Origin of the sequence: Streptomyces ureilyticus (genome assembly GCF_011045025.1) — a bacterium.
GTDB lineage: Bacteria > Actinomycetota > Actinomycetes > Streptomycetales > Streptomycetaceae > Streptomyces > Streptomyces ureilyticus.
In genome coordinates this window covers 1-24,540 of the sequence record NZ_JAAKZX010000144.1, presented here as the reverse complement: position 1 = coordinate 24,540, position 24,540 = coordinate 1, and the positions used below count along the sequence as shown (strand labels likewise).

The following is a 24,540-nucleotide window of genomic DNA, read 5'->3' as shown; positions in this document are numbered from 1 at the left end:
TGGAAGTCCAGGCTGAAGGAGCAGCCGCGCTCGGTCAGGCTTGCGAGAACGGCGGGGACGTTGAGGGGGTGGCGGCAGCTGATGTGGAAGGCCGCCTCGGGATGGCGGTCGATCACCTGCAGGGTGTGGGCGGTGAGGTGTTCGGCGGCGCCGTAGGCGGTGTCGACTGCCGTGACGGTTCCCTCGTCGTCGTAGTGGATGGTGAACGCGGCTGACAGCTCGGGGGCGGGGTGGAGATGGGTCCAGTCCAGCGCGGGCAGGCGGGGGTCGTCGGGCAGGCCGGCAAGGTCGTCTCCGACGGCGGAGGCCGGCGCGGCCGGGAGTCCTGCGCGGGCCGCCGCCATGGCGAGGTGGAGGGCGGCGCCGCCGAGCTGGCGTACGGGCAGGTGGCCGGGGCGGTGGATGGTGTCGAGGGAGATGTTGCCGATCACGATGGTGCGCTGCATCGCGGCTCCTCCCTCTCGGTCAGGCCTGGGTGTGCGCGCAGTCGGTCAGGGTGGTGCAGGTCGGGCGGCGGGTGCACAGGCGGGCGGGTGGCCGGTTGAGGTAGAGGCGCTTGAAGTAGATCAGCGTCAGGTGGGTCCACCAGGTCGGGGCCGCCTCGGCCGGGATGGTGACGTTCTGGTCGGCGGCGAGCGCGCGCAGGGCATCGGTGTGGCGGGCGACGGCGTGTTCGAGCAGCAGGCGCAGGTGTTCGTGGGCGGCCGGGCCGGAGGGGAGGGTGAAGCCGAGGGCGGGGGCGAGTTTGGTGACCATGCCGGAGTCGACGGGGATGATGCCGCAGTGGTAGCCGCGAGCGTAGAGGGCGGCGCACTGGGCGACTTTGTAGGAGGCCCCGCGTACGTCGCGGGCGAAGGCGGCGATGAAGGTCTTGGAGTCCCATGCGGCCGGGTCGGTGCCGTCCTTGTCCCAGCGGGCGAGGGTGTCGGCCAGCGAGTACAGGTAGGTCAGGCGTGCCTCGGTCAGGCCGAGCGGGGCGACCAGGCCGCGCGCCTGGTCGTCGTCGAGGTCGGTGAGGGCGTCGAAGCCGAGCGTGTCGGCGCGGGCAAGGACGGCGGCGTAGGTGTTGACCATGCGGTAGTTGATCCGGGTGGACCAGCCGGCGACGAGCATCCGCATGCGCGGGTCGGTGATGGTGAGGGGCCACCAGCGGTTGTGGTCGTGGTTGGTCTCCACCTCGGCGCGTACGTCGGTGAGCGCTGCGGCTCGGGTGACGAGGGTCAGGACGCGGTCGTCGGTGCGTCTGCTGGCTTGGGTAACGGTCATGGCACTGCTCCTGGGACGGACGGGCGGGTGTAGACGGCGAGGGCGAGGTTGGAGGTGATCACGGGGATGCGCAGCCGCTCCTGCAGGGCGGTGGCGGCGGTCAGGGTGCGCCATCCGGTGCAGGACAGTACGAGCGCGTCGGCGGTGGCGAGGGCGGTCTGCGGCAGGCCGTCGCACAGGCCGACGATCTGCTGGGGCCGGATGTCGGGGTAGCCGTCGTCCAGGCCGAGGCCGGCATGGGCGAGGACCTGGATGCCGTGTGAGGCCAGGGCATCGGCTTCGGCGCGGGTGACCGGCTGGGGGTAGGGGGTGGCCAGCACGATGCGGGTCAGGCGGCGCCGGTGCAAGGCGGTGGTGAGGGCGTCGAAGGCGGTGATCACGCTGGGCGGCAGTTCCGGTCCGCCGGTGAAGCCGGCGGAGGTGCACGCCAGTAGCGTTGCGTCCAGCGGCAGATGGCGCATGGAGTCGACGGCCCCGGTGGCGGCGGCCCGCAGCCCGTGCCAGAAGGCGTCGTCGACGGCGGTCGTGCGGGAGGCCGGCACGAGCCGAGCGTAGTGGAAGACCACGCCCGGCTCGCCGAGTTGGGGCAACTCCTCTTCAACCGCCACGTTGGCCCACGGCAGCAACACGCCCACATGCCGCCGCACCGCCTCACCCCTCGTGGAGGGGTCAGCGGGCACGGTGCGTGCCGTAGATGACGCGCGGAGCGTGGCCGGTGACGGTGATGTCGGCCGGCGTTCCCACCGGGACGACGGCGCCGGGCTCGATGATCTGGATCGCGTAGGAACCCAGTCGGCGGAACCAGGTGCCGTGCTCGTCGACGAAGTACGCGTGCACGCCGGGGATCTCCAGGCCGGCCGGGTAGACGCGTTCCTTGATCGGCCGGTCCCAGATCTGGTCGATGTCGGCCTTCCACGTGCCGAAGTGCTCTGCGGACGGCAGGCCCTCAAGGCTGGTTTCTTCGGCGGCGAGCGGCGTGCCGGGGAACGCACGGGCCAGTCGTACGTTCGTGCGGTGGCACATCAGCCCGGCGTCGTAGATCCGCTGCAGGGCCTTGAGGTTGGCCAGGTGTGTGGCGTGGGTCTCGCCGGGCAGTCCGTAGATGAGGTTGAGGCCGGGCAGCAGTTTCGGCAGCCCGCCCGCTCCGCGCTCGGCGCCGGCCTCGTTCACGTGCTCGACGGCGCGCAGCAGGATGTCCTCGGTGCACGTCAGCGTGTTGCGTTCGATCACGGCGGGGTCGAACGACTCGATCCCCATGGGGGCGCAGTTGCCCTCGGTGCACAGTTCGGCGACCGCCGCCGCGATGCGCCGGCCGACCGGCGCGGCCACGGCCAGGGGGTCGGCGTTGTCGATGTGCAGCATCTCCAGCTCCGGGCAGCGCTCCCGGATCCCGCCAAGCAGTGCCCGGATCGCTTCTTCGCTGCGGCCTTGGTAGGAGAAGAAGCAGGTCTGCTGGCCGAGACGGAAGTGGCGCACCCCGGCGTCGTAGAGCTGCCCGGCCTCGGCCAGGACGTCCTCGACCGTGCGGTGCGCGACCGTCGGTGCTTTCCCCGGTTCGTTGCAGAAGCGGCAGAACGCCTTGCGGGTGCAGCCGCGGTAGAGCTCCAGTTCCGCCACCGCGGCCCAGGGCATCTGCTCGACGAGGCCGGCGAACGAGGAGCGGTCCGCTTCCAGTTGCCCGTAGGGTGCGGGCGTGCTGCTGCCCAGGCTGAGGCCGCCCGAGGTGACGGTGTGGGTGTGGACGGCGTCGAACAGCCCGGCCCAGGAGGCTGGTTCCGACAGTGCCCAGGTGGCCATCGGGCCGAGGAGGAAGCGGCGGCCTCGTACGCAGGCCATCGCGCGGGCGATGTCGTCCTGCGAGCCGTTGACGGCATGCAGGTGCACCGACGGGACCTTGTCCCCCGCCACCACGACCACCATGTCGGCGTCCCGCAGCAGCTCCACTGCCTTGTCACGGTTCACGGTCGCCGAGTACGTCAGCCGGTCACTCAGCGGCGGCTCCGCCACAGGGCGGCCGCCGGCCAGGCACCAGCGGACGTCGTCGATCGTCACGTACTTCACCTCGGCGTCGGGCCGGGCCCGGCGCAGCGCCGCGTAGGCCTGCCGCACGTAGGCGGACAGGTACGGCGGGACGCCCAGGCCGCTGGGCTCAACGGTGTAGCAGTCCAAGATCACCACAGGGGCAGTCACAAAGACTCCTCTCCAGTACCAGCCGATCGGCCCGGGCCGCCCGCCGACGCGAACGGCCCGCCACGCCTCGCTCACGCGAACCGGCACCCGCAGTCGTGGGCACCCGAGCACTGAGAGATCCCCAACATCCTTGTGCAGAGCGCTCGTTGGGATGAATGGGAAGTTCAGTCAAATGCTGAGTGCCCGCGCCGGGAAGAGGGAAAGATGGAGTCCTCCGTAGTCCCGCGTAGTCCAGGGACGGGGTGACCGGGATGACGCGCACGCCGCACGCTCAGGACCTCGCGTACCTGATCCGTGAGGCATGCCTGGAACGTGGCTGGGGTCCAAGCCGCCTGGCGTGCGCCGTCGGCCGGGCCGAAGGCAGTGGGCCTGGCCGATTACAACGTCAGTACACCCGTAAGTGGATGACCGGCGAGCGCACGCCCGACTACTGGTGGCCCTACGTCGCCCGTGTCCTCGAACTCGACCCCGACGCCAGAGGCGTCCCGCGACCGCCCACCCTCACGCCGGCCCCCGCCGATACGGTGGCCTCAGTCATCCAGCTGGGAAGGAGCGACCTCGAGGTGGACCGCCGGAAGTTCCTCACCGCGTCCAGCGGCTACGCCCTCGCCGCCCTCGGCCTGCCCGACCCCGCCAGCATCACCCGCCGCGTCAACAGCACATCCGCCGCAGCCGTCCGAGTCGGCCGTGGCGAAGTCGCCGCCATCAACATCATGGTGAAGAGCCTCGGCGACTCCGCGTCCGAGCTCGGTGGCGGCCACGCCCGCCACCTCGCCGTGCGCTACCTCACCGAGGACGTCGCCCCCTGGCTGAACGGCACGTACACCGAGGCCACGGGCAAGGAGTTGTTCGCCGCCGCATCCCAGCTCACGCACCTCGCCGGCTGGATGGCCCAAGACGAAGGCGATACTCTTGAACTCCAGGGCCTCGCCCAGGGCTACTACGCCCACGCCTATCGTCTCGCCGATGAAGCAGGCGACCCCGAGCTCGCCGCCACCGCCCTTCGCGGGCTCGCCGTACAGTGTCTCGACCTGGGCTGCCACGCCGAAGCAGTCCAGCTCAGTGAGGAGTGCGTTGCCTACGGCCGCCGCCTCGACAACCCACGCGCCGTTGCCTACTACAACGCCACCCTCGCCAACGCCGCCGCCCAGGACGATGACCGCCACCTCGCCTTAAGGCACCTCGCCGTCGCCGAAACTGCCATCGCAATGCCTCCCGCCGGCCGCAGCGACTCCTGGGCCGCCCATTACTCGCCCGGCCGCTGGGCACACGAAACCGGCATGATCCACAACCGTCTCGGTGATCTCACGGCCGCCGAAGAGCACCTTCGCCTGGCACTCGTGATCCACGGGCTTGATCGCCGCCGCACCCGAGCGATCGTCACGGCCGACCTCGCCGGCGTCCTGCTGCGCCAAGGCAACGCGGACGGGGCACTGTCCACTTGGTCCGACTTCCTCGACTACGCCGAAGGCATCCGCTCCATCAAGGTCCGCGCCGCCGCACAAGACATGTGCGTACGCCTACGCCACTTCCCCAGCGTTCCCAAGGCCGAAGAACTCCGGGTCAGAGCCGCAGCCCTTGCTTGAGCCCGCCAGCCCGTTGCCCGGAGCGACGTTGCTCCTGCCGAAAAACTCATCCGTCCTGGTGGAGGCTGGTGTACGGGTGGTGTCGAGCGCGGGCGCTTGGGCGGGTGCTCTGGGCACCTGGTGAGTGCCCCGGCAGGATGATCTGTCGTGCTGCTTCGACTTGCCTGTCTAGGGGTGGCGAACGTGTTCGCCCTGCTGCGCCTGCTGCTGATGAGCAACCAGGACAAGGACGCGGAGATCCTCGCGCTGCGTCATCAGATCACGGTGCTGGAACGCCAGCTCGGCCGGGATCGGGTGCGGTTCGCCTCGAGTGACCGGGTGTTCCTGGCCGCGCTGCTGCACCGGCTCCCGCGCGGTGTGCTGCTGCTGGGGCGCCCGGACACTGTGCTGCGCCGGCACCGTGACCTGGTCTCGCGCCGCCATACGGCCCGTTCCCGTCCGAAACGTTCGGGACGGCCGCGCACGGTGCGCTCGATCCGCGTTCTCATCCTGCGCCTGGCGCGGGAGAATCCCGGCTGGGGCTACCGGCGCATCCACGGCGAGCTGCTGGTTGTGGGCGTGCAGGTGGCCGCCTCCACGGTGTGGGAGATCCTGAAGGAGGCGGGGATCGCCCCGGCACCCGAGCGGGGTTCGCAACCAGCTCACCCACGTCGACCTCGTTTGAGACTCGGCGACGGCTGGTGTTTCGTGCACTTCTCCGTTCCCGAGTCCGCCCGCGCCATGCGCCACCAGTTGACCTCCCACCTGACATCCCTGGGCTTCGGCAACATCGGCTCGGCAGTATGGATCGCCCCCGCGCGTATGCTCCCGGCTGCTCAACGGGCCATCGACGAGCTGGGCCTGACCGATCAGTGCGCCGTCTTCGTCGGCGACTACGTGGCAGGGCAGGAACTCACGTCGCTGGTCCGCAACGGATGGGATCTCGACGAGATCGATCTTCGATACCGTGAGTTCATCGACGAATACAGCGAGGAAGGAGATTCGCTCGCCGCGGCCGCCATCATCGATGGCAAGCGCGCTTTCGACACGTACCTCTCAGTGATCGACCACTGGCGCAAGCTTCCCTTTCGCGACCCCGGCCTGCCACCGGAAGTGCTGACCGAGGACTGGAGCGGCCCTGCGGCTGTCCGGCTCTTCGAGCGCCTGGTCGCGGTACTGGAAGGCCGGGCGCTGGCTTATGCCGCGCTCCACTGGTCCGGGCCGTCCAGGGCGGCCCAGGGAACGATCAACACCCGGTAGCACGGAGACGGTCGCGGGCGCCCACGACTCCCTCCGGGGCCGAACCTCACGCGGGCCAAGATCGCCTGCCCCTTCTGAAACAGACCGCATCACCCTCGGCGGAGCTGCACACGGCCGGCCGGTGGGGACGCGCTCAGCCAGGACGTTCATTCAAACCGTTACGGGCACGCTTCCCTCCGTGCCTACACTTGTTTTCAGGCTTTCGTCAACTCCTCTTCACGACCGATACACCCTCGCTGAGTGTGGTCGGCCAATCCAGCCCCCTTCAGGGAGACACCATGGATTCGGTGACGTTCAGCACGAACGATGTCGAACACGCGCGCGTGGAGGTCGGCCGGATCCTCAGCCCCCACCGCCTCACCCCGCAAGCCGACCACGTGGTGACGCTCCGTCTTGCTGCGCGCAAGCTCGGCGATGTGGGAGTCGTGGACCTCGACTACGGCGGCCCGGTCCGGGTACAACCCGAGCCGCTTCCGTCCTTCTACCTGGTGCAGATGCCTTACTGCGGCTCCGGCGTAGTAAGGCACGCAGGCCGGAGCGTGTTCGCCACCGCCGAAACGGCCGTGGTGATCTCGCCCCAGGAGCCCTTCGAGAAGGAGTGGTCCGCGGGAACACCGCACCGGCTCTTCTACGTCCAGCGCAGCAGCGTGGATCGCGAGCTCCAGCGGCTGCTGGGACACGCGCCGTCGGAGCCGGTGCGGTTCGAGCTCGGCGCATCCACCACCACGCCGCAGGCGCGTGCATGGCGACGCGGGGTCGACTTCTTCGCTGAGGAACTCGCCCACGCCGGGGACTCCTCCCTGCTCGACCACCCGTCGGTCGCCCGTCGTTTCGAGGAGGCACTGGTCGGGCAGCTGCTGGTCACCTACCGGCACAACTACAGCGATGAACTGTCCTCCCCGGCAGCGCACCGGCCTCCGAGTCGGCTCATCAGGCGCGCCTGCGCCCTCATCCAGGACCACCACACCGAGCCTCTCACCGTGGGCGACGTCGCCGAGGCGCTGGCAGTCAGTGTGCGGACGCTCCAGGAGGCCTTCCGCCGTGATCTCGACAGCACTCCGATGGCATACCTGCGGGCGTGCCGACTCGACGCCGTTCGTCGCGACTTGCGCGCCGCCGAATCCGGGACATCGGTGACGTCCATCGCCTTGGCGCACGGTTTCGTGCACATGGGCCGGTTCGCCTCCGAGTACCGCACCCGCTTCGGCGAGAGCCCTTCCACCACTTTGCGCGGATAAGCAGCTCGGCCGTCACCCCGGGGGCGATGCCGGGGTGACGGCCGTGCGGGCGAAACCGGACCCTCGTCAGCCGATCGAGGTCGGCCGCGCCGCGAGTTCGGAGCGAAGCTTCGCCCCGTCCTCGTCCGCGAGGGCTGCGGCACGGAGGTGCTTCAGCCGTTCGGCGGAGCCGTCCGCGGTCGGCAGGTCGCGGGCAGCGTCGATCAGCAGGTCGAAGCTCTCACCTCCGTGAGCGTAGGTGGCGCCGTAGCCCTTCAGGACCTGCTGGCACTCGATGATCTCGCGCGCCAGTGCGGGACTCTCCGCAGCCCTGGAGACAGCGAGGTTCAGCCACGCGTCGATCGATTCCTGCTCCCGGACGAACCGCAGTGACCTCGGCCGCAGCGGGCGCAGCCGGGCCAGCACCGCCAGCGCCGTGTAGCCGGTGATGGACGTCGTGTTGAGCACGATGCCGCGGTGGGTGGCCGCGTGCACGAGTCGCTCGAAGAGCTTCGAGCGCAGAAGCCTGGCTCCCAGTCCGGCGGGGAGGGTGTCAGTGATCTCCTCCACCTGTGGATGCAGGTACTCCCGCACCTGCATCAGCTGGCCCTCCCCGGCCTTCGCTTCCTTGCGTACCCGATCCATACGCCCGCGCCTGGTCTTCTGCGCCGCGACCTGGATGGTGTCCTGGTAACACATCCACAGGGCGATATGCCGTGCGGCCTCACACGTCAGCGCAGCGTCGCCGTCGCGGTCCGGATCCACGTCCGCGACTGCCCTCACCCGGTCGAGGTACTGGTCGGCGTACTCGGGGCTCTGGTACACGGCGGTGCGGACCACTCCGTGCAGCACCGTGGACCGGACCGCCGCGGGCAGTTCGGCGGCCCGCTCGGCCTGGCCGGTCAACGCCGGTCCGACGAGAGAGGCCGGGGCGGCCGAGGCGATCCGGTTGCGTTCGCGCTCGGCGGCCTGCTTGCGGTCCTCGGCGGTCTCCGGGCGGCGGCGCCCGATCGTCACCGGCACCGGTTCTCCCCGGCGGGCCGGGGGTGCGGCCGGCGGTTCGGCGGCTGGCGTCTTTTCCGCGGCCACCTGGCTCGTGGCCTCCGCGTAGGCGGCGGCGAAGGCCTTGAGTGACCGCTCCGCCGCCTTGGGGAAGGACCGGATCGGCGCCTCGAACTGCTCCCGGGTGAACGGCAGGGCACCAGATCCGGCGAGTGCGCCGTAGAGGGAGGCGCTGATGACGCTCCCGGCGTCATCAGCCATACGGGCGAAGTCGGCGGCCACCAGAACCTTGGCGGCGCGCTGCGCGGCGGCGAAGAGCTCTTCGCCGTCCACCCGGCCATCGCCCAGCGCGATCTTCTCGTCGACCGAGTACACCCGGTTGGTCGATGTGATCAGCGTCGTGCGGTCCGGCGTGGCGAAGCCACGCTGTACGGCACGGCCACACTCCATGAGTTCGGAGGTGATGACGATGTCCACTTCGCCGGGTACCGGGAAAAGGCTCAGGATCGGTTCGGTCCGTCCGCCTTCGGGAACGCCGTCGGAGGGCGGCGGCAGGAGTTCGACGTAGTAGACCGTGGCGCCGGTGCGCTGGGCGACACCCGCGACCGAGGTGTTCTGCGATGCCCAGCCGGCGTGCTCACCCACCTCGACGATCCAGTCGGCCAGCACGCCGCCGCCTTCCCCACCCATAGCCAGGATCGCCAGGGTGATGGGCCGCTCTCCGTCGCGCCATGTGGTGCTGTGCGTGCCCTTGAACTGTGCTGTGGTCATCAGACTGCCGCCTCGTAGCGTGCCGCGCGGTTCTCGAGCCCCTTGGACAGCAGAGCCATCCAACGGGTTCGCACCGTGGCAAGGATCCGGTCCCGCTTGGTGGGGTTCTGGACGACGTCCGTCCGGTAGAAGGACGGGCAGAGTACGGCGGCGTGCGCGTTGGCGCCGCAGACCCCGCACCCGACGCAGCTGTCCAGCACGGTGGCGATGGGGTCGGTCCGCAGCGGGTCGGGGTTGTCGGTGATCGTGAGGGACGGACAACCGGAGATCCGGATGCACGCGTGGTCGCCGGTACAGGTCTCCGGGTCGACTCCGAAGCGCTCGCGAATCACCCGCTTACCCGCCTTGAGATCAGCCGTCTGCTGCTTCTTGACGCGCCGCTGCCTGTTGAGCTGGCACTCGCTCTGCGCGACGATCACCTTCGGACCGGGCTCCTTGGTTGTCAGGGCCTGGACGAAGAGATCTCGCAGAGCGGAGACCTTGTAGGTGTTGGTGACCGTGCGGCTCCAGCGCACCCCGATGCCCCGCACGGCCTTCTCGATGGGGTGCTTGGTGGATCGGATCGGGTTGTCGGCCTGTGACGAGAGCACATCCTGACCGCCGGTTGCCGCGCTGTAGGCGTTGTCGACGACCACCAGCAGTTGATCGTTCTCGTTGAAGACCGCGTTGCCGACACCGCTGGTGAGACCGTTGTGCCAGAAGCCGCCGTCGCCCATGATCGCGATGGTGCGCCGGTCGGCGTCCTTGGAGTTCAGCGCCGACGCCCCCGCCGATCCCAGACCGTAGCCCATGGTCGTAGCGCCGAGGTTGAACGGTTCGTTGATCGCGAACAGATGGCAGCCGATGTCCGCGCTGATGTGATGCTGCCCCGTCTCACGCTCTGCGAGTTTGAGCGCGCTGAAGATCGGACGCTCGGGGCAGCCGGTGCACAGGCCCGGGGGACGCTGACGCATCGCGGGAGCTTCGATGCGCGCGGTGAACGGGCTCGCGGGGTCGGACTCCGGCAGCAGCAGCGCAGGCTCGTGTGCGATCACCTCCGGGTAGTGCTTGCGGAGGAACTCCGCCAGACCCTTGGTGACGGCGGTCGTGGTGTATTCGCCCACGGGAGGCAGCATGTCCTTGCCGTGCAGCACGGTGTCGCTGCCTGCCCTGCGCAGGATGGCGTGCAGGTTCTGCTCGAGGTAGTCAGGCTGTCCCTCTTCGAGCAGCAGCACGGCCTTCTTGTCCGCGCAGAATTCCAGGATCTCGTCATCCACCACCGGGTAGGTGACGTTCATGACGTAGAGAGGCACGCTGGTGCGTCCGTACGGGTCGCTGGCGCCGAGCAGTTCCATGGAGCGGTTGAGGGTGTTGTAAAGCCCGCCCTGGACGATGATGCCGACGTCGGCGAGTCCGTTACCGAAGACCTCGTTGAGACCGCGTTCCTTGATGAAACGAACCGCGGCCGGCCAGCGCTCCTCGTGCTTCTCCTTCTCATGAAGGAAGCTCGCCGGCGGGAGCACGATCCGGCTCATGTCGCGGCGGGGATTCTCGATGGCGTCCTTGACGGTCATGGGGGGCCGCCGGTTGTCCTTCGCCGTGAAGGTGCCGTGCAGATGGCACGAGCGCAGGCGCAGCTCCAGCATCACCGGTGTGTTGCTGGCCTCGGAAAGCTCGAATCCGGCCTCGACCGTGTCCACGATGGCTTGCAGGTTGGGGCGCGGGTCGAGCAGCCACATCTGGGACTTCATCGCGAAGGCGTGGGAGCGCTCCTGCATGATGCTGGAGCCCTCGCCGTAGTCCTCGCCGACGATGATCAGCGCGCCACCGGTGACGCCACCGCTCGCAAGGTTCGCGAGCGCGTCCGAGGCGACGTTCGTACCCACGGTTGACTTGAAGGTGATGGCGCCTCGCAGCGGCTGGTGCACCGATGCCGCGAGCATCGCTGCCGCCGTCGCCTCGGAGGCACTGTTCTCGAAGTACACGTCGAGGTCCGACAGGACCTCGTGGGCATCGCCGAGCACATCCATCAGATGGGAGATCGGCGCGCCCTGGTAACCGCCGACGTATGCGACACCCGACTGCAGAAGCGCCTTGGTGACGGCCAGGATGCCTTCTCCGCTGAACGTCGTCCCGGCGCCTTGCCGCAGCTTTCCGATCTCGGCGGCGAAAGACCTTTCCGCCATCGTGTTCCTCCTTGCTCGGGTCGTCGGCCCCGCCACTGCCGACTCAGCACTGCCGGGCACGCCGGCCCCTGATCGAGCGGGACACGAAGCCACGCTCCCGCCGTGGTACCGAGCCGGGAAAGGTTTCGTGCGATGTTGGGCGACCTTACGATCACGTCCGCACCGGGGCTATCCGCGCGACGCGGCTTCGGTCCGCTGAACGCAGAGGGTCTTCGGCCGACGCTTTTATGGGGCCATGCTCGTCGACACCCGCACCATTCCGCTCCACTCCTTCGGAAGGACCACACGCATGAGCGACGTCATCACCGCAACCGCGCACCTGACTGCGGTGGCCGATCAGCTGGTCTCGGGCTCGATCGAGGTCGTCGACCTCACCGCCCCCTTGCACGGCGGGACCCCGATTCTGGAGCTGCCTGAGCCGATGGGTCAGACCGCCCGCTTCCAACTGGAGGAAATCAGCCGCTACGACGACCGCGGCCCGGCCTGGTACTGGAACAACTTCCGCACCGGCGAGCACACCGGCACCCATTTCGACGCACCGAACCACTGGATCACCGGAAAGGACCTGGACGACGTCTCCCAGGTTCCCGCCCAACGGCTCGTCGGCGCCGCGGTGGTCATCGATCGGACGGCAGAAGTGTCCGCTGACCCTGACTACCTGCTCGACGTCGCGGATCTGCGCGTTTGGCAGGAAGAGAACGGGCCCCTGCCGGAGCGCTCCTGGCTGCTGTACCGGACCGGCTGGTCCCGGCACGCCGAAGACCCTGCCGCTTTCGCCAACCTGGGTGAGAACAGCCCTCGCACTCCGGGGCTGACTCCCGCCGCGGCTCGCTACCTCGCCGAAGAGACCGGGATCCTTGGCATGGGAGTCGAGACGGTCGGCACTGACGCGGGCGCAGCGATGGGCTTCGAGCCGCCGTTCCCCTGCCACTCCTTCCTGCTCGGCGCGGGCAAGTACGGGCTGACCCAGCTCTGCCATCTGGACAAGCTTCCGGTCACCGGGGCGGTGCTGATCGCAGCCCCTCTGCCGATCGTCAACGGTTCCGGCTCTCCCTGCCGCGTGCTCGCGCTGGTGCCGACCGACGGGAACTGAGCCGGAGCCCATCGGGAACCGCTCTGGAAGCCGCGGGTTCCGGACGGCTACCCAACGGTGCCAAGCAGCAGACGAGGGGGTACCCGCACCTGGGGGTACCCCGTCGAGGACTTCTGCGGATCGGTGGACAGTTTGAAGGAGTCCTTGCAGGTGGGGCTTAAGGTCGAACCACTTCCAGATCCGCCCGATCGTCGATCGCGACAGACCGGTGCGCCGGGCCATCGAGGCCCGTGACCAGTGCGTGTCCTGGCCCGGGACCGACTCCAGGTGTCCACGACGACCTCCTCGACCTGGTCGAGGAGGATCGAGGGCGGGCGGCCCGAGCTCGGCTCGTCATGCAGGCCGTCGAGGCGTTTCGCGATGAACCGGGCCCGCCGGCGGTCCACGGTCGACCTGTCGATGCCGAGGTCGGCCGCGGCCCGCTGGTTCGTCCCACCCTCCGCGCAGCGCAGCGAGCTGCGGCATGATGCCTCTTCGTGAGTGTTGATCTTTCGCAGCGGCTGGTTCCTGACAGTCTGTGGGAACTGGCCGCCCCGTTGCTGCCGTCGTTCACCTCCCGTCCGCAGGGCGGCGGGACCGCGCCGCTCGACGAGCGCTGCGGGCGCTGTCACGTTGTTGGGTGGGTAGGTGTCTGATGGTGTGTCGTGGTGTGGTGGAGCCCGGTTGCGCGCTGTGCTCAGGCCGCGGTGGCGAGGGCGGCGACGCCGGTGATCTGCTCCCAGATGGCGAAGCGGACGGTCATCTCGGCGCGGTAGTGGTGTGCGGGCATCAGGTGTCGGCGGGGCCGGAAGCGGGGCGAGATGCCGCTGAACGCGGACAGGAACCGCTGCGCTCCGCCCGCGGAGCGGAAGCCCTTCATCGCCCGTTCACGCTGCCTCGTTGGTGGCTGTTCTCTGCCCGGTTGTTCAGGCCTTTGTGGGAGCGGTGCTCGACGGAGGGCATGACCTCGCGGTGGGCGGCGCCGTAGGAGCGGAGCTTGTCGGTGACGATCACCCGCGGCACCGTTCGGGTCTTCTTCATCAGGCGGCGGAAGAAGCGCCTGGCCGCGGCCTTGTCCCGGCGCTTCTGCACCAGGATGTCCAGAACGTTGCCGTCCTGGTCGACGGCCCGCCACAGGTACTGCAACCGCCCGTTGATCTTGATGAAGACCTCGTCCAGGTGCCACTTGTCCCCAGGCCGAGGCCGCCGGCGGCGCAGCGCGCTCGCGTACCGCTGCCCGAACTTGCCGCACCAGCGGCGCACCGTCTCGTAGGAGACGCTCACGCCCCGCTCGAGCATCAGCTCCTCGACCTCGCGCAACGACAGCGGGAAGCGGTGGTACAGCCACACACAGTGGGAGATGACCTCGACCGGGTACCGGTGCCCCTTTTACGACAGCGACCGGCTCCCCACGGACGACCCTTCCCAGGCTGATCAACTCGAAGATCATCGCACCGGCCAGCCAACGTGACAGTGCCGCGGGCAGGGTAGACCAAGGTCCTGGGCCAGGGGTCTTCCAGGTGGGCGGCGATATTCCCGACGAAGACCGAAGGGATCAGCAGGAGACCGTCGCCGGCGAGGCGGACAGTTCCGCCCTCTCACACCGGTGCGGTGGGCGGGAAGCGCGTGGCGCGGAATTCGGCGAGGGTCTGCTCCACAACGGCGATGGTCAGACGCCAGAAGTCCCAGCCGTCGATCTTGTTGCTGCCGGTCGCGGCCCTGGCGGCGGTGGTCGGGTGCGCCAGGGGCGCCCAGGACTTTGATCTGGCCCTCGTGGTTCAGGACTGCCTGGTGCGCCTTCTTCTCGTGCCGGCCGGTGAGGGTGATGCCGACCTTCAGGTCGTCCGGGTCCAGATGTTCCAGCAGGTCTTGCAGGTCGACTCGGGAGCGTGTCGGGTCGATGGTGGGTGTGATGCCGGGCGTCGTGCGGCCGGTGTGGGCGCGGCGGCGGGCCGGTCGCAGGCGCGCTGCAGGGCCAGGGCCATGGCGGCTGCTGAGCTGTATGGCGCCTTGGGCCCCACCTTGTCGTCGATCAGCTGCTGTATGGCGGGATCGTCCCCGTAGCGGGCGAGCACGCCGACCGCCCGCATGAGGCGGCTGCGGAGCGGGACGAGGTGGGAGTCGTTGAGCGCGAGGATCCGTATGGTTTCGTCGGCGCGGCACAGGCCGCGTTTCGCTTCGGCCTGCGAGTAGGGGGTGCTGCTGCGCCGGGCGTAGCCGGCGCTGTCGAAGCCGAGCAGGTCGGGGTCGCTGTGGTGGGCTGGGTCCAGGAGCAGCGGCTGTTCGCGGTCCAGGTCGTCGGCTGATGCGCGGGCGCGGGTACCGCCTATGACCGGGAACTGGCTGCCCTTGGCGCGGCCTTCCCGGACACCGTCGTAGCGGGCTCCGCCGCTGTTGCAGTGTCTGCAGGCGATGCCGTAGTTCGACACGTCGCAGGCCAGCCACCAGTGACCCGGGTGGCCGGGCACGTCGCGTACTGGGCACCGAAGATTTCGGCTCCCGCACCGAACCCGTGCTGCTCCGGAAACACGGCCACGGGAGGAAGATCCGGGGGCGCTCCTGGCTGGGATCTCCCGGCCGTCAGGCGCGCAGCAGGGTGACGGTGCGCCCGGAGGGCGTGGTCTGCTGCGAGAAGGCGGTGCGCTCATGGACCGGGGCTGCCTGCGGGCGGGTGTCGAAGACGACGAGGGTGCCCGTGGACAGCTCCATGCGGTCCAGGTAGTCGTCCAACTGTGCCAGCCCCTCGGCGAGGGGGTCGGTGCGGCCCTGGCGCCACACCTTGAGCTCCAGCGCCTCGCGCTGCACCGCCCGCGAACCGTCGGCAGCGGTGTACGGCTGGCGAATCAGCAGGTCCACGCGCCGCCGACCGACCCCGTACTCCCGGTCGATGAAACCCGCCCCGTTCACGATCCGGTGCAGGTAGGCCATCATCACCAGCTGTGCCGCGGCCTCCGGGTAGGTCGAGGCGGTGGCCAGGATCTCGCCGTTCTCCCGCCAGAACTCGGCGAAGGAGCACAGCAACTTGTCCATGTCGATCCGGCCGTCCGGCAGCCGGAAGCTGCTCGGGGCGGCGACGACCTGGCCCTCCGTGTTGTTTCCCAGGACCCGGACAATGACCTCCTGGTAGATCGGATTGGCCAGTCGCACCGGCGCGTCCGGAGCGACCAGCCCCAGATCGCGCACGTACGCCAGATCGTCGTCGTACGTGTCCGTCGGCAGGAGCAGCTCGCCCGCGATCACCGGCTGGAGCACCCGCCGCACCCGGTCCTCGCCCAACCTGGCGGCCAGCGAGTCCAGATGCGTCGCACGCGCCAGGATCAGCCGCTCCTTCGCCTCCTCCATGTGCTCGGCCGTGATCGGCGTGTCCGACGGCACCCCCATCTCCTCGACGACCTCCCGGGCCAGCGCGTTGACCAGCCACGGCTGTCCCTGGGTAAAGCTGAAGGCACGCTCCAGCGCATCCACCGTGAAATTCTGGCCTGTCTGCGTGGTGTGCTGCCCGTACAGCTCGGCGACCTCGGCCTCGGTGAAGTCGCCCAACCGCAGCGACGCCACCTTGATGTTGAACGGACTCGACGTACCAAGGCGCCCCGGATCCCCGCCCGAGGCCGCCTTGTAGTCACGCACATCCCGCAGCCCGCACAGCACCACCGCATGCGGGAAGCCGCCACGGCTGACAGTGAAGCCATCGCGCAACTGGCGCAGCACACTGCGCAGGCTCTCCCCCCGCAGCGCGTCGATCTCGTCGAAGAACAGCACCAGCGGACGCGGACAGCTCCGCACCCACTCAGCCAGCCCCCGCGTGAGCCGGGACCCGGGCACCGCGTCGGGCCAGGAGGCGGGGGGCGCGAGCCCATCAGCAAGCCTAGCGGACTCCGCGGACCGCCGAATCGCCTCCAGCACCAGCAGCTCGGCCTGGCCGTAGTCCTCCCCGGCCACCTCCGCGCTCTCGCACGAGAAGTGCAGCGCCGCGTACCGGCCCGAGGCCGTCAGTTCCAGGGCCATCGCCGCCAGCACCGTCGTCTTCCCGGTCTGCCGTGGCGCGTGCACCACGAAGTACTGGCCCTGCTCGATGTACCCGCGGGCCCTGGGCAGCCGCTCCTGGGCCGGCACCATGTAGTGACGCGTGGGGACGCACGGCCCGGCCGTATTGAAGTAGCGCATACCTCGCACGCTAGCCGACGGCACCGACAACCTGAGGCGACCGTGCACCCGACCACCGGCTACACCGCCCCGTACGGGCACGAGTGCCAGAGCAGCGGTGCCCCGGTGCAGGGATCACCCGGCGGGCAGACGCAGAAACGCGGCCAGCGCCCGCTGGGGTGCGGTGACCGCTGGAGCGCCTCCGGCGACCGCCAGGGCATGCAGGTCACCGCGGCACAGCTCTTCACGTGCCGATCAGCTCACCCGGGGCACCGCTGCCGTCCCAGTCGGCCTCATGCATCCTGCCCTTGCCGAAAATCTCATCCGGGCTGGTGAGCGACCGAGGCGCGCACTGCGGCCAGTGCCTTGTTGGCCAGTTTGGCCGCGGGTCAGGGGCCGGTTCCCCGCGACCACGAACGCCGGAAAGCGGCTGTACCTGCTTCGTCACGGCGGCAAGGAGTGGCTGGACGAAGATCGACACAGTCGCATCGCCGTGGAGACCCGCATGGGCCGCGAGGTCGCCGGCGTGGATGGTCTCTACTCGCACGTTGCCCTGGCCATGGAGCAGGAGATTGCCGATTCGCTGCAAAGCAGGTGGCTGCGCCGTTCGTGGTCGGCGAGGGAGGGCACTGGAAAGGCGCCATCTCCCACCGCTCTACCATTCGATCTTGAAAAGTGGTGGAAACCAGCAGGTCAAAGCCGCTCAGGACACGTCGACATAGTTTCGTTCATGAAGTTCATCACGACCAAGTCCTTCATGCCCTTCGTCTACTACCGCGTACTGCTCGGCATCGTCATCATCGTGCTGGTCAGCACGGGTGCCCTGAGCCCGCACGCGGCGGAGTCGGCGGGCTGACGTCCGCCGGGCCGACCGCGAGCGTGACCAACCACATACGTTCTGGGTAGTCGTCTGGTAGCGGGCTGTCAGACCTTGCCCCTACGCTTGTTCGCATGTCCCCCGATTCCGTGACCCCTGGTTCCGTGCGGTCCGCTGCCGCGCTGAATGAGCAGATCCGCGACCTATGGATACGATCGGGCGGCTCTTTGTCGCCTCAGGAGCGGGCGGAGTATGAGGCGCTGGTGGTGCAGTGGGCGGAGGCGGTTCGGCTGCCGCCGTTGGTTGAGCAGGGCGCCTAGATCAGCGGACCAGGATCAGCGGCCGCCCGCCACCCGTAGCACCGTCCCCGTCGTGTACGACGCCTCCGGTGACAGGAGCCATGCGATCGCCGCTGCGATCTCCTCGGCCGCGCCTGCCCGGCGCAGGGGGATCGTCGGGATCAGGCGCGCTGGGCGGTCCGGGTCGCCCATCGCCGCGTGCATGTCTGTGTCCACGAGGCCCGGGGCCACCGCGTTGACTCGGATGCCCTCCGGGCCGAGTTCCTTCGAGAGGCCCATGGTCAGGGTGTCGATCGCCGCCTTCGATGCGGCGTAGTGGACGTACTCTCCGGGGCTGCCCAGCGTGGCCGCGCCCGACGACACGTTGACGATGGCGCCGGTGCCTCGGGGCACCATGTCCTGGGCGGCCCGGCGTGAACAGAGCAGTGTGCCAAGGAGGTTGACCTCCATGACGCGGCGCAGGTCCGCGGTGTCCGTGTCGACGAGGCGGCCGAGCCGACCGGTCACCCCTGCGTTGTTGACCAGGCCCGTCACCGGGCCCAGCCGCTCCGCCGCCGTGTCGAAGAGCCCTTCTACGTCGCCCTCGTCGGAGATGTCGACCCGTACGGTGACGCAGCGCGCGCCCGCCTCGCGTACGGCCGTGGCGGTTCGCTCGGCAGCCGCGTCGTCGTTCGCGTACCCGATCACCAGGTCGTGCCCGTCCGCCGCCAGTCGCAGGCAGGTTGCGGCGCCGATTCCCCGGCTGCCGCCCGTGACGACCGTGACAGGACGAGACATCTGGGCTCCCTCATGATCCATGTGTGCGCCGCCAACGATCGCAGATCCGCTGGGACGTCGGTCCACGGGGTCCCCGCGTACCGGTTCGACCGTACGGACGGCACACGGCCGGTGAATATCAACGCACACCCCTTGGCGATGCCCGCCCCGTGGCCAACACTGAGCCGATGACTCAGCGTGTGGAACTGGCGACGGTGATGGACCGGCTCGCGGTCGACGGACTGATCACCGATTACGCGGTGGCGGTCGACGACGGGGACTGGCAGGCGTACCGGGGCCTGTTCGCCCCGGACGGACGGGCGGACTACCGGTCGGCGGGCGGTATCGAGGGGGATGCGGCGGAGATCGCCGGGTGGCTGGCGCAGACCATGGAGCTGTTCCCGATGCGGCAGCATCTGATCGTCAACCGCCGGCTGCGGTTCGGGCTGCTTGAGCATGACATCGGTGACACGGCGCAGGTGCGGGCTGACTTCGTGAACCCGATGCGGTTCGCCGGTCACGACGGCGGCTCCACGGCGCCGGACTTCGTGTGTGGCGGCCGTTACGACTTCGCGCTGCTGCGTACGGACAGTGGCTGGCGGCTGCGCGCCGTGGCCGTCCACGAGAAATGGCGCCGGGCCCCGCAGAACCGTCAGGAACCCGCCGCGACCTGAACGGATACGCCCTTACGGAGATCGTCCCCCTCGCGCACACTGGAGGTAGGCAACAGAGGTACGCACCGGGCGTCGGGGGGCCGAGGGAGGCGCTGCATGCAACTGTCCGCCGCTGACCTGCGCCGGCGTCTGGATTCCCCCCGGTGGCGCGGCGCCGCTGCCGCACTCGCCGGGGCCCTGCCCATGCTGAGCTTTCCGGCGCCGTCCCTGTGGTGGTTCGCCTATGTCGCGCTGGTGCCCTGGATGCTGCTCGCGCGCTCGGCGCCGACGGCGCGGCGGGCGGCGTACGACGGCTGGCTGGGCGGGTTCGGTTTCATGCTGGCCGTGCACCACTGGTTGTTGCCGAGTCTGCATGTCTTCACGTTCGTGATAGCGGCCCTGCTCGGTGCGCTGTGGGCTCCTTGGGGCCTGCTGGTCCGCCGGTTCCTGGCCGGTGTGCCCTCGCCGGGCAAGGTGGTGGCGGCGCTGTTCGTGCTGCCTTCGGGCTGGCTGATGGTCGAACTCGTGCGCTCCTGGGAGGGCTTGGGCGGGCCGTGGGGCATGCTCGGCTCGAGCCAGTGGGAGGTGGAGCCGGCGCTGCGGCTCGCCTCGGTCGGCGGGGTGTGGCTGCTCAGCTTCCTGATCGTCGCCGTGAACGTCGCGGTGACCGTCTTGATCGCGATACGCGCCTCACGCCTCCCAGCCCTCGCCGCACTGGTGGCGACGGCCGTCGCCACCTCGGCGGCCTGGGTGTGGTCGCCACGCCCGGACGTCGACGGCGAGGTGCGGATCGCCCTGGTGCAGCCAGGGCCGATCAACGGCGTCGGGGGCGCCGAGAAGCGGTTCGCGCGCGAGGAGGCGCTCACCCGGCAGCTGGCCGGGCAGGACGTGGACCTCGTCGTCTGGGGCGAGAGCAGCGTCGGCTACGACCTCACCGAACGGCCCGACCTCGCGAACCGGATCGCCGCCCTCTCCCGCGAGGTGGGCACCGACATCGTCGTGAACGTGGACGCGCGCCGCTCCGACCGGCCCGGCATATACAAGAGCTCGGTGGTCGTCGGCCCCGAGGGTCCGACCGGCGACCGCTACGACAAGATGCGGCTGGTCCCCTTCGGCGAGTACGTCCCCTTCCGTTCCGTTCTCGGCTGGGCCACCTCCGTCGGCAAGGCCGCAGGTGAGGACCGCAGGCGCGGTACGGAGCAAGTGGTGATGAGCGTCGGCAACGGGCTGCGGATGGGCCCGATGGTCTGCTTCGAGTCGGCGTTCCCCGACATGAGCCGCAGTCTCGCGCGGGACGGCGCCGATGTGCTGCTGGCGCAGTCGTCGACGTCGACGTTCCAGCAGAGCTGGGCGCCGGAGCAGCACGCGTCGCTGGCGGCGCTGCGGGCCGCCGAGACGGGCCGCCCGATGGTGCACTCGACGCTCACCGGCGCCTCCGCCGTCTACGGCCCGAGCGGCGAGCGGGTCGGCGACTGGCTCGGCACGAGCGAGAGCGCCTGGGAGGTGTACGAGATACCGCTGGCCGACGGCGTCACACCGTACGCCCGCTTCGGCGAGTGGCCGGTCTACGCGGCGCTGCTGATCCTCGCGGCCCTCGGCGCCACGCAGGGCATACGTTCGCTGCGGATCAGGCGGGCCGCTCCTGAACCGCACGTAGCACCCGCTCACACAGCTCATGGGTCGCCAGCGCGTCCCGGGCGCTGAGCACCTTCCCCGCGCGCACGGCGTCCAGGAAGGCGAGTACGGCCTGCTCTATGCCGCGCTGCCGGGACACCGGCACCCAGTCGCCACGACGCCGCACGGTCGGCTGGCCCTTGTGGTCGATGACCTCGGCGAGATTGACGACCTGCCGCTTGGTGTCCTGCCCCGACACCTCGAGCACCTCCTCGTTCGAGCCGCTCAGCCGGTTCATCACCCCGAGCGCCGTGAACCCCTCCCCCGCGAGCACCAGCACCACGTGGTGCAGCAGCCCGCCCTCGACCCGGGCTCGTACGGTCACGTCGTCGACCGGTCCCGGGACCAGGAACCGCAGCGTGTCCACGACATGGATGAAGTCGTCGAGGATCATCTTGCGGGGCTGTTCCGGCAGGCCGACGCGGTTCTTCTGCATCAGGATCAGCTCGCGCGGATGGTCGGCGCACTGGGCGTAGCCGGGTGCGTAGCGCCGGTTGAAGCCGACGGCCAGGCTGATGTCCCGCTCCTCCGCGAGCCGCACCAGGCGCTCGCTGTCGGCGAGTTCGTACGCGATCGGCTTGTCGACAAACGTCGCGACGCCCGCTTCCAGCAGCAGCCCCACGATCTCGGGATGCGCGGCGGTGGGCGCGTGCACGAACGCCGCGTCGAGGTCCTGGGCGAGCAAGTCCGAGAGGTCCGTGTGGCGGCGCTCGGCCGGGATGTGCAGGCTGTCGGCGACCCTGGTGAGGGTGGCGGGCGTCCGGGTGTGCAGATGCACTTCGACGCCCGGCTGAGTGGTGAGCACCGGCAGATACGCCTTCACCGCGATATCGCCGAGTCCGATGCAGCCGACCTTCACAAGGGTCTCCTCAGGGTCCTCAGGGGCGCCTAGGCGAATGTCTCACGGGGTGTGTGCCCGGTCCGAAGCATACGGCGGCCCGGGTGGCCGCCAGTCGGCGATCGAGTCGAAGCTCCGCAGGAAGAGGCCCGGTCCGGCCTTGGAGACCATCGCGATCGCGGCATTGCGCAGGACGATGCCGGGACGGCTGCGCATCATGTTGAGGCGGGCGGCGCCAACGGCCTGGCGGACGATGGCGGTGGTACGCGGCTTGCGGGCGACTGTGTACGCAGCGAAGTCTGGCCCCTCGGGGTCGCTGTGGTGAGCGAGTACGACGGCGTCCTCGATGGCCTGGTTCCCGCCCTGGCCCAGCGTCGGCGGCATGGCGTGCGCGGCGTCGCCGAGCAGGACGACCCGCCCGCGGTGGAAGGCGGGCAGGGGCTCGGCGATGTGGTGGACGTCGTGGCGAAGGACGTCTTCGGGGCGTGCGGCGGCGATGACGGCGGGGATCGGGTCGTGCCAGTCGCCGAAGAGCCGGACCAGTTCGGCACGCTCGTCGTCGGGTGCCCGCCCGCCGGCCGGGACCATGGCGGCGGCGTACGCGTAGACCCTGCCGTCCTTGAGCGGATGCGTGCCCCAGATACGGCCCCGACCCCAGCTCTCGTGCGAGGCGAAGGCGGCACCCGGCACCGGAATGACGACCCGCCACGTCGTGAACCCGGAGTAGACCGGCCCACCGTGCTCCGGGAACAGGGCGCGGCGTACGGCGGAGTGGATGCCGTCCGCGCCGACGACCAGCTCGGCCTCCAGCTCGCCGTCGGGTGTGCCGACGCGGGCCGGTCGGGCGACATCACCGGCGTCTCCGGGGTCGCCCGGGTCGATGAGGCTCGCCGGAGCGGCTGTGCGCACGGTGCCTTCGGGGAGCCGCGCGGCCAGGTGGTCGATGAGTGCGGCCCGGTGCAGCACGACGAGCGGCCCGCCGAAGCGTTCGGCCATGGCCGCCGCGCTGGTGCGCATGAGCCAGCGGCCTGACGGGGCGCGCAGGCCCCCGTCGCCCTGCCAGGCGGCCAGTTCGCGGATCTCGTCGCCGAGTCCGATGACATCGAGGGCGCGGAGGGAGTTGGGGGCGAGGGAGATACCGGCGCCGACGGGTGCGAGCGAAGGGGCCCACTCCAGGACGGTGACCTCCCAGCCGCGCCGGTGCAGCGCCACGGCCGCGGTCAGGCCGCCGATGCCGCCGCCCACGACGACCGCGCGGGGTGCCTGTGCCATGTCTCCTCCTGCGGTTCTGCGATCTGCGGTTCCGACCGCTCTCAAGGGCCGCTGAGCTCTGCGACACCCGCCCTCACTACACCTGTAGTATCCGGACGCTTCGACCGTACTACAGATGTAGTGCGCACGGTAGGTTGGACCTCATGCCCGTACGCAGCACCGGCTCGACCCGCGCCGAACTCATCACCGACACCGCCCTCGACCTGCTCGCCGCGCGCGGCATGCGCGGCCTCACACACCGCGCGGTCGACGAGGCGGCCGGGCTGCCGCAGGGGTCCACGTCGAACCACGCGCGTACGCGGCTGGCGTTGCTGGAGGCCGCGGTGCGCAGGCTCGCGGAGCGCGAGGCACAGGTGCTGGCGATGCACGAGATGCCCGACCCCCGGGGCGGGCGGGACGCGCTCGTCGAAGCCCTGAGCCTGGCGGTGCACCGCTCCCTGACCCGCCACCGTGAACTGCTCGTCGCCCGCTACGAGTTGGCCCTGGAGGCGACGCGCCGCCCCGAGCTGCGCGCGTTCTACGACGCGCAGGGGCAGCTCTTCCGGGACGCCCTCACCACCATGCTGACGGCAGTGGGTTCGCCGTCCCCGGCACGGCATGTCCGGTCGCTGGTCGCCTGGTTCGACGGCTTGATGTTCGCCTGCGTGGCGGGCTCGTACCACGCGGAGGTGCCGAGCCTCGACGAGGTGCGGGAGGGGCTGCGGGAGCTGGTGGAGGGGATGCTGGGTGGCTGATCCGGGCGGGCCCGGCGAAATCCCCTGGCGCTGCGTCAACGGGCGGGCGAGGATGCGCAGATGACCACCGAACGCCGTGAACCCGCAACCACCGCCGACGAGCGCACGATGCTGGAGGGCTGGCTGGACTACCACCGCGAGACGCTCGCCTGGAAATGCGAGGGCCTGAGCGACGCCCAGCTCAGGACCGCCTCCGTGGAGCCGTCCGAGCTGACCCTGATGGGGCTGGTGCGGCACATGGCGGAGGTGGAGCGCAGCTGGTTCCGCAAGGTGCTCGCGGCCGAGGACGCCGGGCCGATCTACTACACCGATGAGGACCGGGACGGGGAGTTCCACCTCTCCGAGACGGACACCTGGGAAGAGGCGTACGCCACCTGGCAGGCCGAGATCGAGAGCGCCCGGCACAACGCGGCCCGTTTCGGCCTCGACGACATCTCCGAGGGGAAGCACCGGCGGACCGGCGAGCGGTTCAACCTGCGCTGGATCTACACGCACATGATCGAGGAGTACGCGCGCCACAATGGCCACGCCGATCTGCTCCGTGAACGCGTCGACGGGGCCACCGGCGACTGAGACCCCCGGTCGGGCCGAGGCATCCCCGCGAGCCGTTCACCCGTGCGGGGCATCCTGCGCTTCTCCGCTCCCCAACAGGCCCCCGACACAGCAGAGTTGCGCGGGTGCATCGAACGACCACCACCGCAACGCTTCTGGTCACCGTGACCGTCTCGGCCCTCTCCGGCTGCGTGACCATCCAGCACCCGCCCGCCCCTGGTGCGCCGGCCCCTTCGAGCCGCCCCTCGGCACGGCACCCCGAGGTCAGCTCCGACCCGCACCTCGTGCAGGCCC

The 24,540-nt window shown here is 69.8% G+C and carries 20 protein-coding genes and 4 pseudogenes; 10 read left to right on the top strand and 14 right to left on the bottom strand.

Features of this window, described 5'->3' with window-relative positions:
* The 4 genes and pseudogenes from G6048_RS33270 to G6048_RS33255 form a co-directional block, all read right to left on the bottom strand.
* A pseudogene (locus G6048_RS33270) lies at positions 1–446 on the bottom strand (carbohydrate kinase family protein); the annotation flags it as partial.
* A gap of 19 nt (positions 447–465) precedes the next feature.
* Positions 466–1,266 carry a hypothetical protein gene (locus G6048_RS33265; RefSeq protein WP_165343312.1) on the bottom strand — a complete coding sequence of 267 codons (801 nt, stop codon included), beginning with the start codon at positions 1,264–1,266 and terminating at the stop codon, positions 466–468.
* Complete coding sequence (locus G6048_RS33260; RefSeq protein WP_165343311.1) at positions 1,263–1,946, bottom strand: maleate cis-trans isomerase family protein; 684 nt, start codon at positions 1,944–1,946, stop codon at positions 1,263–1,265. The genes G6048_RS33265 and G6048_RS33260 overlap by 4 nt, the downstream gene beginning before the upstream one ends.
* Complete coding sequence (locus G6048_RS33255) at positions 1,936–3,456, bottom strand: radical SAM protein (protein ID WP_328827692.1); 1,521 nt, start codon at positions 3,454–3,456, stop codon at positions 1,936–1,938. The genes G6048_RS33260 and G6048_RS33255 overlap by 11 nt, the downstream gene beginning before the upstream one ends.
* Before the next feature lie 404 nt (positions 3,457–3,860).
* On the opposite strand from G6048_RS33255, the gene G6048_RS33250 reads away from it, so the two are divergent.
* The 3 genes from G6048_RS33250 to G6048_RS33235 all read left to right on the top strand — a co-directional run bounded on the left by G6048_RS33250 (position 3,861) and on the right by G6048_RS33235 (position 7,519).
* The gene (locus G6048_RS33250; RefSeq protein WP_235990625.1) at positions 3,861–5,042 is read left to right on the top strand and encodes a tetratricopeptide repeat protein; all 1,182 of its coding nucleotides are present in this window, start codon (positions 3,861–3,863) and stop codon (positions 5,040–5,042) included.
* A gap of 183 nt (positions 5,043–5,225) precedes the next feature.
* Positions 5,226–6,281, top strand: a complete 1,056-nt coding sequence (locus G6048_RS50180) for a PaaX family transcriptional regulator C-terminal domain-containing protein (protein WP_408056195.1) — start codon at positions 5,226–5,228, stop codon at positions 6,279–6,281.
* A gap of 278 nt (positions 6,282–6,559) precedes the next feature.
* Positions 6,560–7,519, top strand: a complete 960-nt coding sequence (locus G6048_RS33235; protein WP_165343310.1) for an AraC family transcriptional regulator — start codon at positions 6,560–6,562, stop codon at positions 7,517–7,519.
* A gap of 66 nt (positions 7,520–7,585) precedes the next feature.
* Here G6048_RS33235 and G6048_RS33230 read toward each other — a convergent pair whose 3' ends face one another.
* Entirely contained in the window at positions 7,586–9,271 is a 1,686-nt protein-coding gene (locus G6048_RS33230; protein ID WP_165343309.1) for an indolepyruvate oxidoreductase subunit beta family protein, read from the bottom strand.
* Complete coding sequence (locus G6048_RS33225; RefSeq protein ID WP_165343308.1) at positions 9,271–11,436, bottom strand: thiamine pyrophosphate-dependent enzyme; 2,166 nt, start codon at positions 11,434–11,436, stop codon at positions 9,271–9,273. Before G6048_RS33225 ends, G6048_RS33230 begins: the two co-directional genes overlap by 1 nt.
* A gap of 289 nt (positions 11,437–11,725) precedes the next feature.
* Here G6048_RS33225 and G6048_RS33220 point away from each other — a divergent pair, with 289 nt between their 5' ends.
* A complete protein-coding gene (locus G6048_RS33220; RefSeq protein ID WP_165343307.1) occupies positions 11,726–12,529 on the top strand; it encodes a cyclase family protein in 804 nt (267 codons plus the stop codon).
* Positions 12,530–12,576: 47 nt separating this feature from the next.
* Here the strand turns inward: G6048_RS33220 and G6048_RS33215 are convergent, their stop codons facing one another.
* The 5 genes and pseudogenes from G6048_RS33215 to G6048_RS33195 form a co-directional block, all read right to left on the bottom strand.
* On the bottom strand, positions 12,577–13,140 hold the full coding sequence (locus G6048_RS33215; RefSeq protein ID WP_328827684.1) for a helix-turn-helix domain-containing protein: 564 nt from the start codon (positions 13,138–13,140) through the stop codon (positions 12,577–12,579).
* 65 nt (positions 13,141–13,205) lie between these two features.
* Positions 13,206–13,870, bottom strand: a pseudogene (locus G6048_RS33210) (IS6 family transposase).
* Positions 13,871–13,965: 95 nt separating this feature from the next.
* Positions 13,966–14,100, bottom strand: a pseudogene (locus tag G6048_RS50175) (ArsR family transcriptional regulator); the annotation flags it as partial.
* Between the two features lie 243 nt (positions 14,101–14,343).
* Positions 14,344–14,976 (bottom strand): hypothetical protein, encoded by a 633-nt coding sequence (locus G6048_RS33200; RefSeq protein ID WP_235990623.1) that lies wholly within the window; start codon positions 14,974–14,976, stop codon positions 14,344–14,346.
* Positions 14,977–15,088: 112 nt separating this feature from the next.
* Entirely contained in the window at positions 15,089–16,672 is a 1,584-nt protein-coding gene (locus G6048_RS33195; RefSeq protein ID WP_235990621.1) for an ATP-binding protein, read from the bottom strand.
* A gap of 697 nt (positions 16,673–17,369) precedes the next feature.
* Here G6048_RS33195 and G6048_RS33190 point away from each other — a divergent pair.
* Positions 17,370–17,507, top strand: a pseudogene (locus tag G6048_RS33190) (UDP pyrophosphate phosphatase); the annotation flags it as partial.
* Between the two features lie 95 nt (positions 17,508–17,602).
* Positions 17,603–17,788 carry a hypothetical protein gene (locus G6048_RS33185; RefSeq protein WP_165343305.1) on the top strand — a complete coding sequence of 62 codons (186 nt, stop codon included), beginning with the start codon at positions 17,603–17,605 and terminating at the stop codon, positions 17,786–17,788.
* 15 nt (positions 17,789–17,803) lie between these two features.
* Here G6048_RS33185 and G6048_RS33180 read toward each other — a convergent pair whose 3' ends face one another.
* Positions 17,804–18,544 carry an SDR family NAD(P)-dependent oxidoreductase gene (locus G6048_RS33180; RefSeq protein WP_165343304.1) on the bottom strand — a complete coding sequence of 247 codons (741 nt, stop codon included), beginning with the start codon at positions 18,542–18,544 and terminating at the stop codon, positions 17,804–17,806.
* A gap of 167 nt (positions 18,545–18,711) precedes the next feature.
* On the opposite strand from G6048_RS33180, the gene G6048_RS33175 reads away from it, so the two are divergent.
* Positions 18,712–19,197: a nuclear transport factor 2 family protein gene (locus G6048_RS33175; RefSeq protein ID WP_165343303.1), complete on the top strand. Its 486-nt coding sequence runs from the start codon at positions 18,712–18,714 to the stop codon at positions 19,195–19,197.
* A 96-nt stretch (positions 19,198–19,293) separates the two neighbouring features.
* The gene (gene lnt, locus G6048_RS33170) at positions 19,294–20,880 is read left to right on the top strand and encodes an apolipoprotein N-acyltransferase (protein ID WP_165343302.1); all 1,587 of its coding nucleotides are present in this window, start codon (positions 19,294–19,296) and stop codon (positions 20,878–20,880) included.
* Here lnt and G6048_RS33165 read toward each other — a convergent pair.
* Both G6048_RS33165 and G6048_RS33160 read right to left on the bottom strand, forming a co-directional pair.
* On the bottom strand, positions 20,804–21,709 hold the full coding sequence (locus tag G6048_RS33165; protein ID WP_165343301.1) for a Gfo/Idh/MocA family protein: 906 nt from the start codon (positions 21,707–21,709) through the stop codon (positions 20,804–20,806). The two genes, lnt and G6048_RS33165, sit on opposite strands and share 77 nt — an antisense overlap.
* A gap of 42 nt (positions 21,710–21,751) precedes the next feature.
* Positions 21,752–22,960: an FAD-dependent monooxygenase gene (locus G6048_RS33160; RefSeq protein WP_165343300.1), complete on the bottom strand. Its 1,209-nt coding sequence runs from the start codon at positions 22,958–22,960 to the stop codon at positions 21,752–21,754.
* Positions 22,961–23,103: 143 nt separating this feature from the next.
* On the opposite strand from G6048_RS33160, the gene G6048_RS33155 reads away from it, so the two are divergent.
* Both G6048_RS33155 and G6048_RS33150 read left to right on the top strand, forming a co-directional pair.
* Complete coding sequence (locus G6048_RS33155) at positions 23,104–23,694, top strand: TetR/AcrR family transcriptional regulator (RefSeq protein WP_165343299.1); 591 nt, start codon at positions 23,104–23,106, stop codon at positions 23,692–23,694.
* A gap of 60 nt (positions 23,695–23,754) precedes the next feature.
* Positions 23,755–24,267, top strand: coding sequence for a DinB family protein (locus G6048_RS33150; protein ID WP_165343298.1), 513 nt, complete (start codon positions 23,755–23,757; stop codon positions 24,265–24,267).
* The last annotated feature ends 273 nt before the right edge of the window (positions 24,268–24,540 follow it).

Coding starts and splice junctions, on each gene's coding strand:
- G6048_RS33175 (WP_165343303.1), top strand. CDS start 18,712: ATGACTCAGCGTGTGGAACTGGCGACGGTGATGGACCGGCTCGCGGTC.
- G6048_RS33195 (WP_235990621.1), bottom strand. CDS start 16,672: ATGCGCTACTTCAATACGGCCGGGCCGTGCGTCCCCACGCGTCACTAC.
- G6048_RS33265 (WP_165343312.1), bottom strand. CDS start 1,266: ATGACCGTTACCCAAGCCAGCAGACGCACCGACGACCGCGTCCTGACC.
- G6048_RS33230 (WP_165343309.1), bottom strand. CDS start 9,271: ATGACCACAGCACAGTTCAAGGGCACGCACAGCACCACATGGCGCGAC.
- G6048_RS33185 (WP_165343305.1), top strand. CDS start 17,603: ATGTCCCCCGATTCCGTGACCCCTGGTTCCGTGCGGTCCGCTGCCGCG.
- G6048_RS33155 (WP_165343299.1), top strand. CDS start 23,104: ATGCCCGTACGCAGCACCGGCTCGACCCGCGCCGAACTCATCACCGAC.
- G6048_RS33220 (WP_165343307.1), top strand. CDS start 11,726: ATGAGCGACGTCATCACCGCAACCGCGCACCTGACTGCGGTGGCCGAT.
- G6048_RS33180 (WP_165343304.1), bottom strand. CDS start 18,544: ATGTCTCGTCCTGTCACGGTCGTCACGGGCGGCAGCCGGGGAATCGGC.
- G6048_RS33160 (WP_165343300.1), bottom strand. CDS start 22,960: ATGGCACAGGCACCCCGCGCGGTCGTCGTGGGCGGCGGCATCGGCGGC.
- G6048_RS33150 (WP_165343298.1), top strand. CDS start 23,755: ATGACCACCGAACGCCGTGAACCCGCAACCACCGCCGACGAGCGCACG.
- lnt (WP_165343302.1), top strand. CDS start 19,294: ATGCAACTGTCCGCCGCTGACCTGCGCCGGCGTCTGGATTCCCCCCGG.
- G6048_RS33235 (WP_165343310.1), top strand. CDS start 6,560: ATGGATTCGGTGACGTTCAGCACGAACGATGTCGAACACGCGCGCGTG.
- G6048_RS33225 (WP_165343308.1), bottom strand. CDS start 11,436: ATGGCGGAAAGGTCTTTCGCCGCCGAGATCGGAAAGCTGCGGCAAGGC.
- G6048_RS33250 (WP_235990625.1), top strand. CDS start 3,861: ATGACCGGCGAGCGCACGCCCGACTACTGGTGGCCCTACGTCGCCCGT.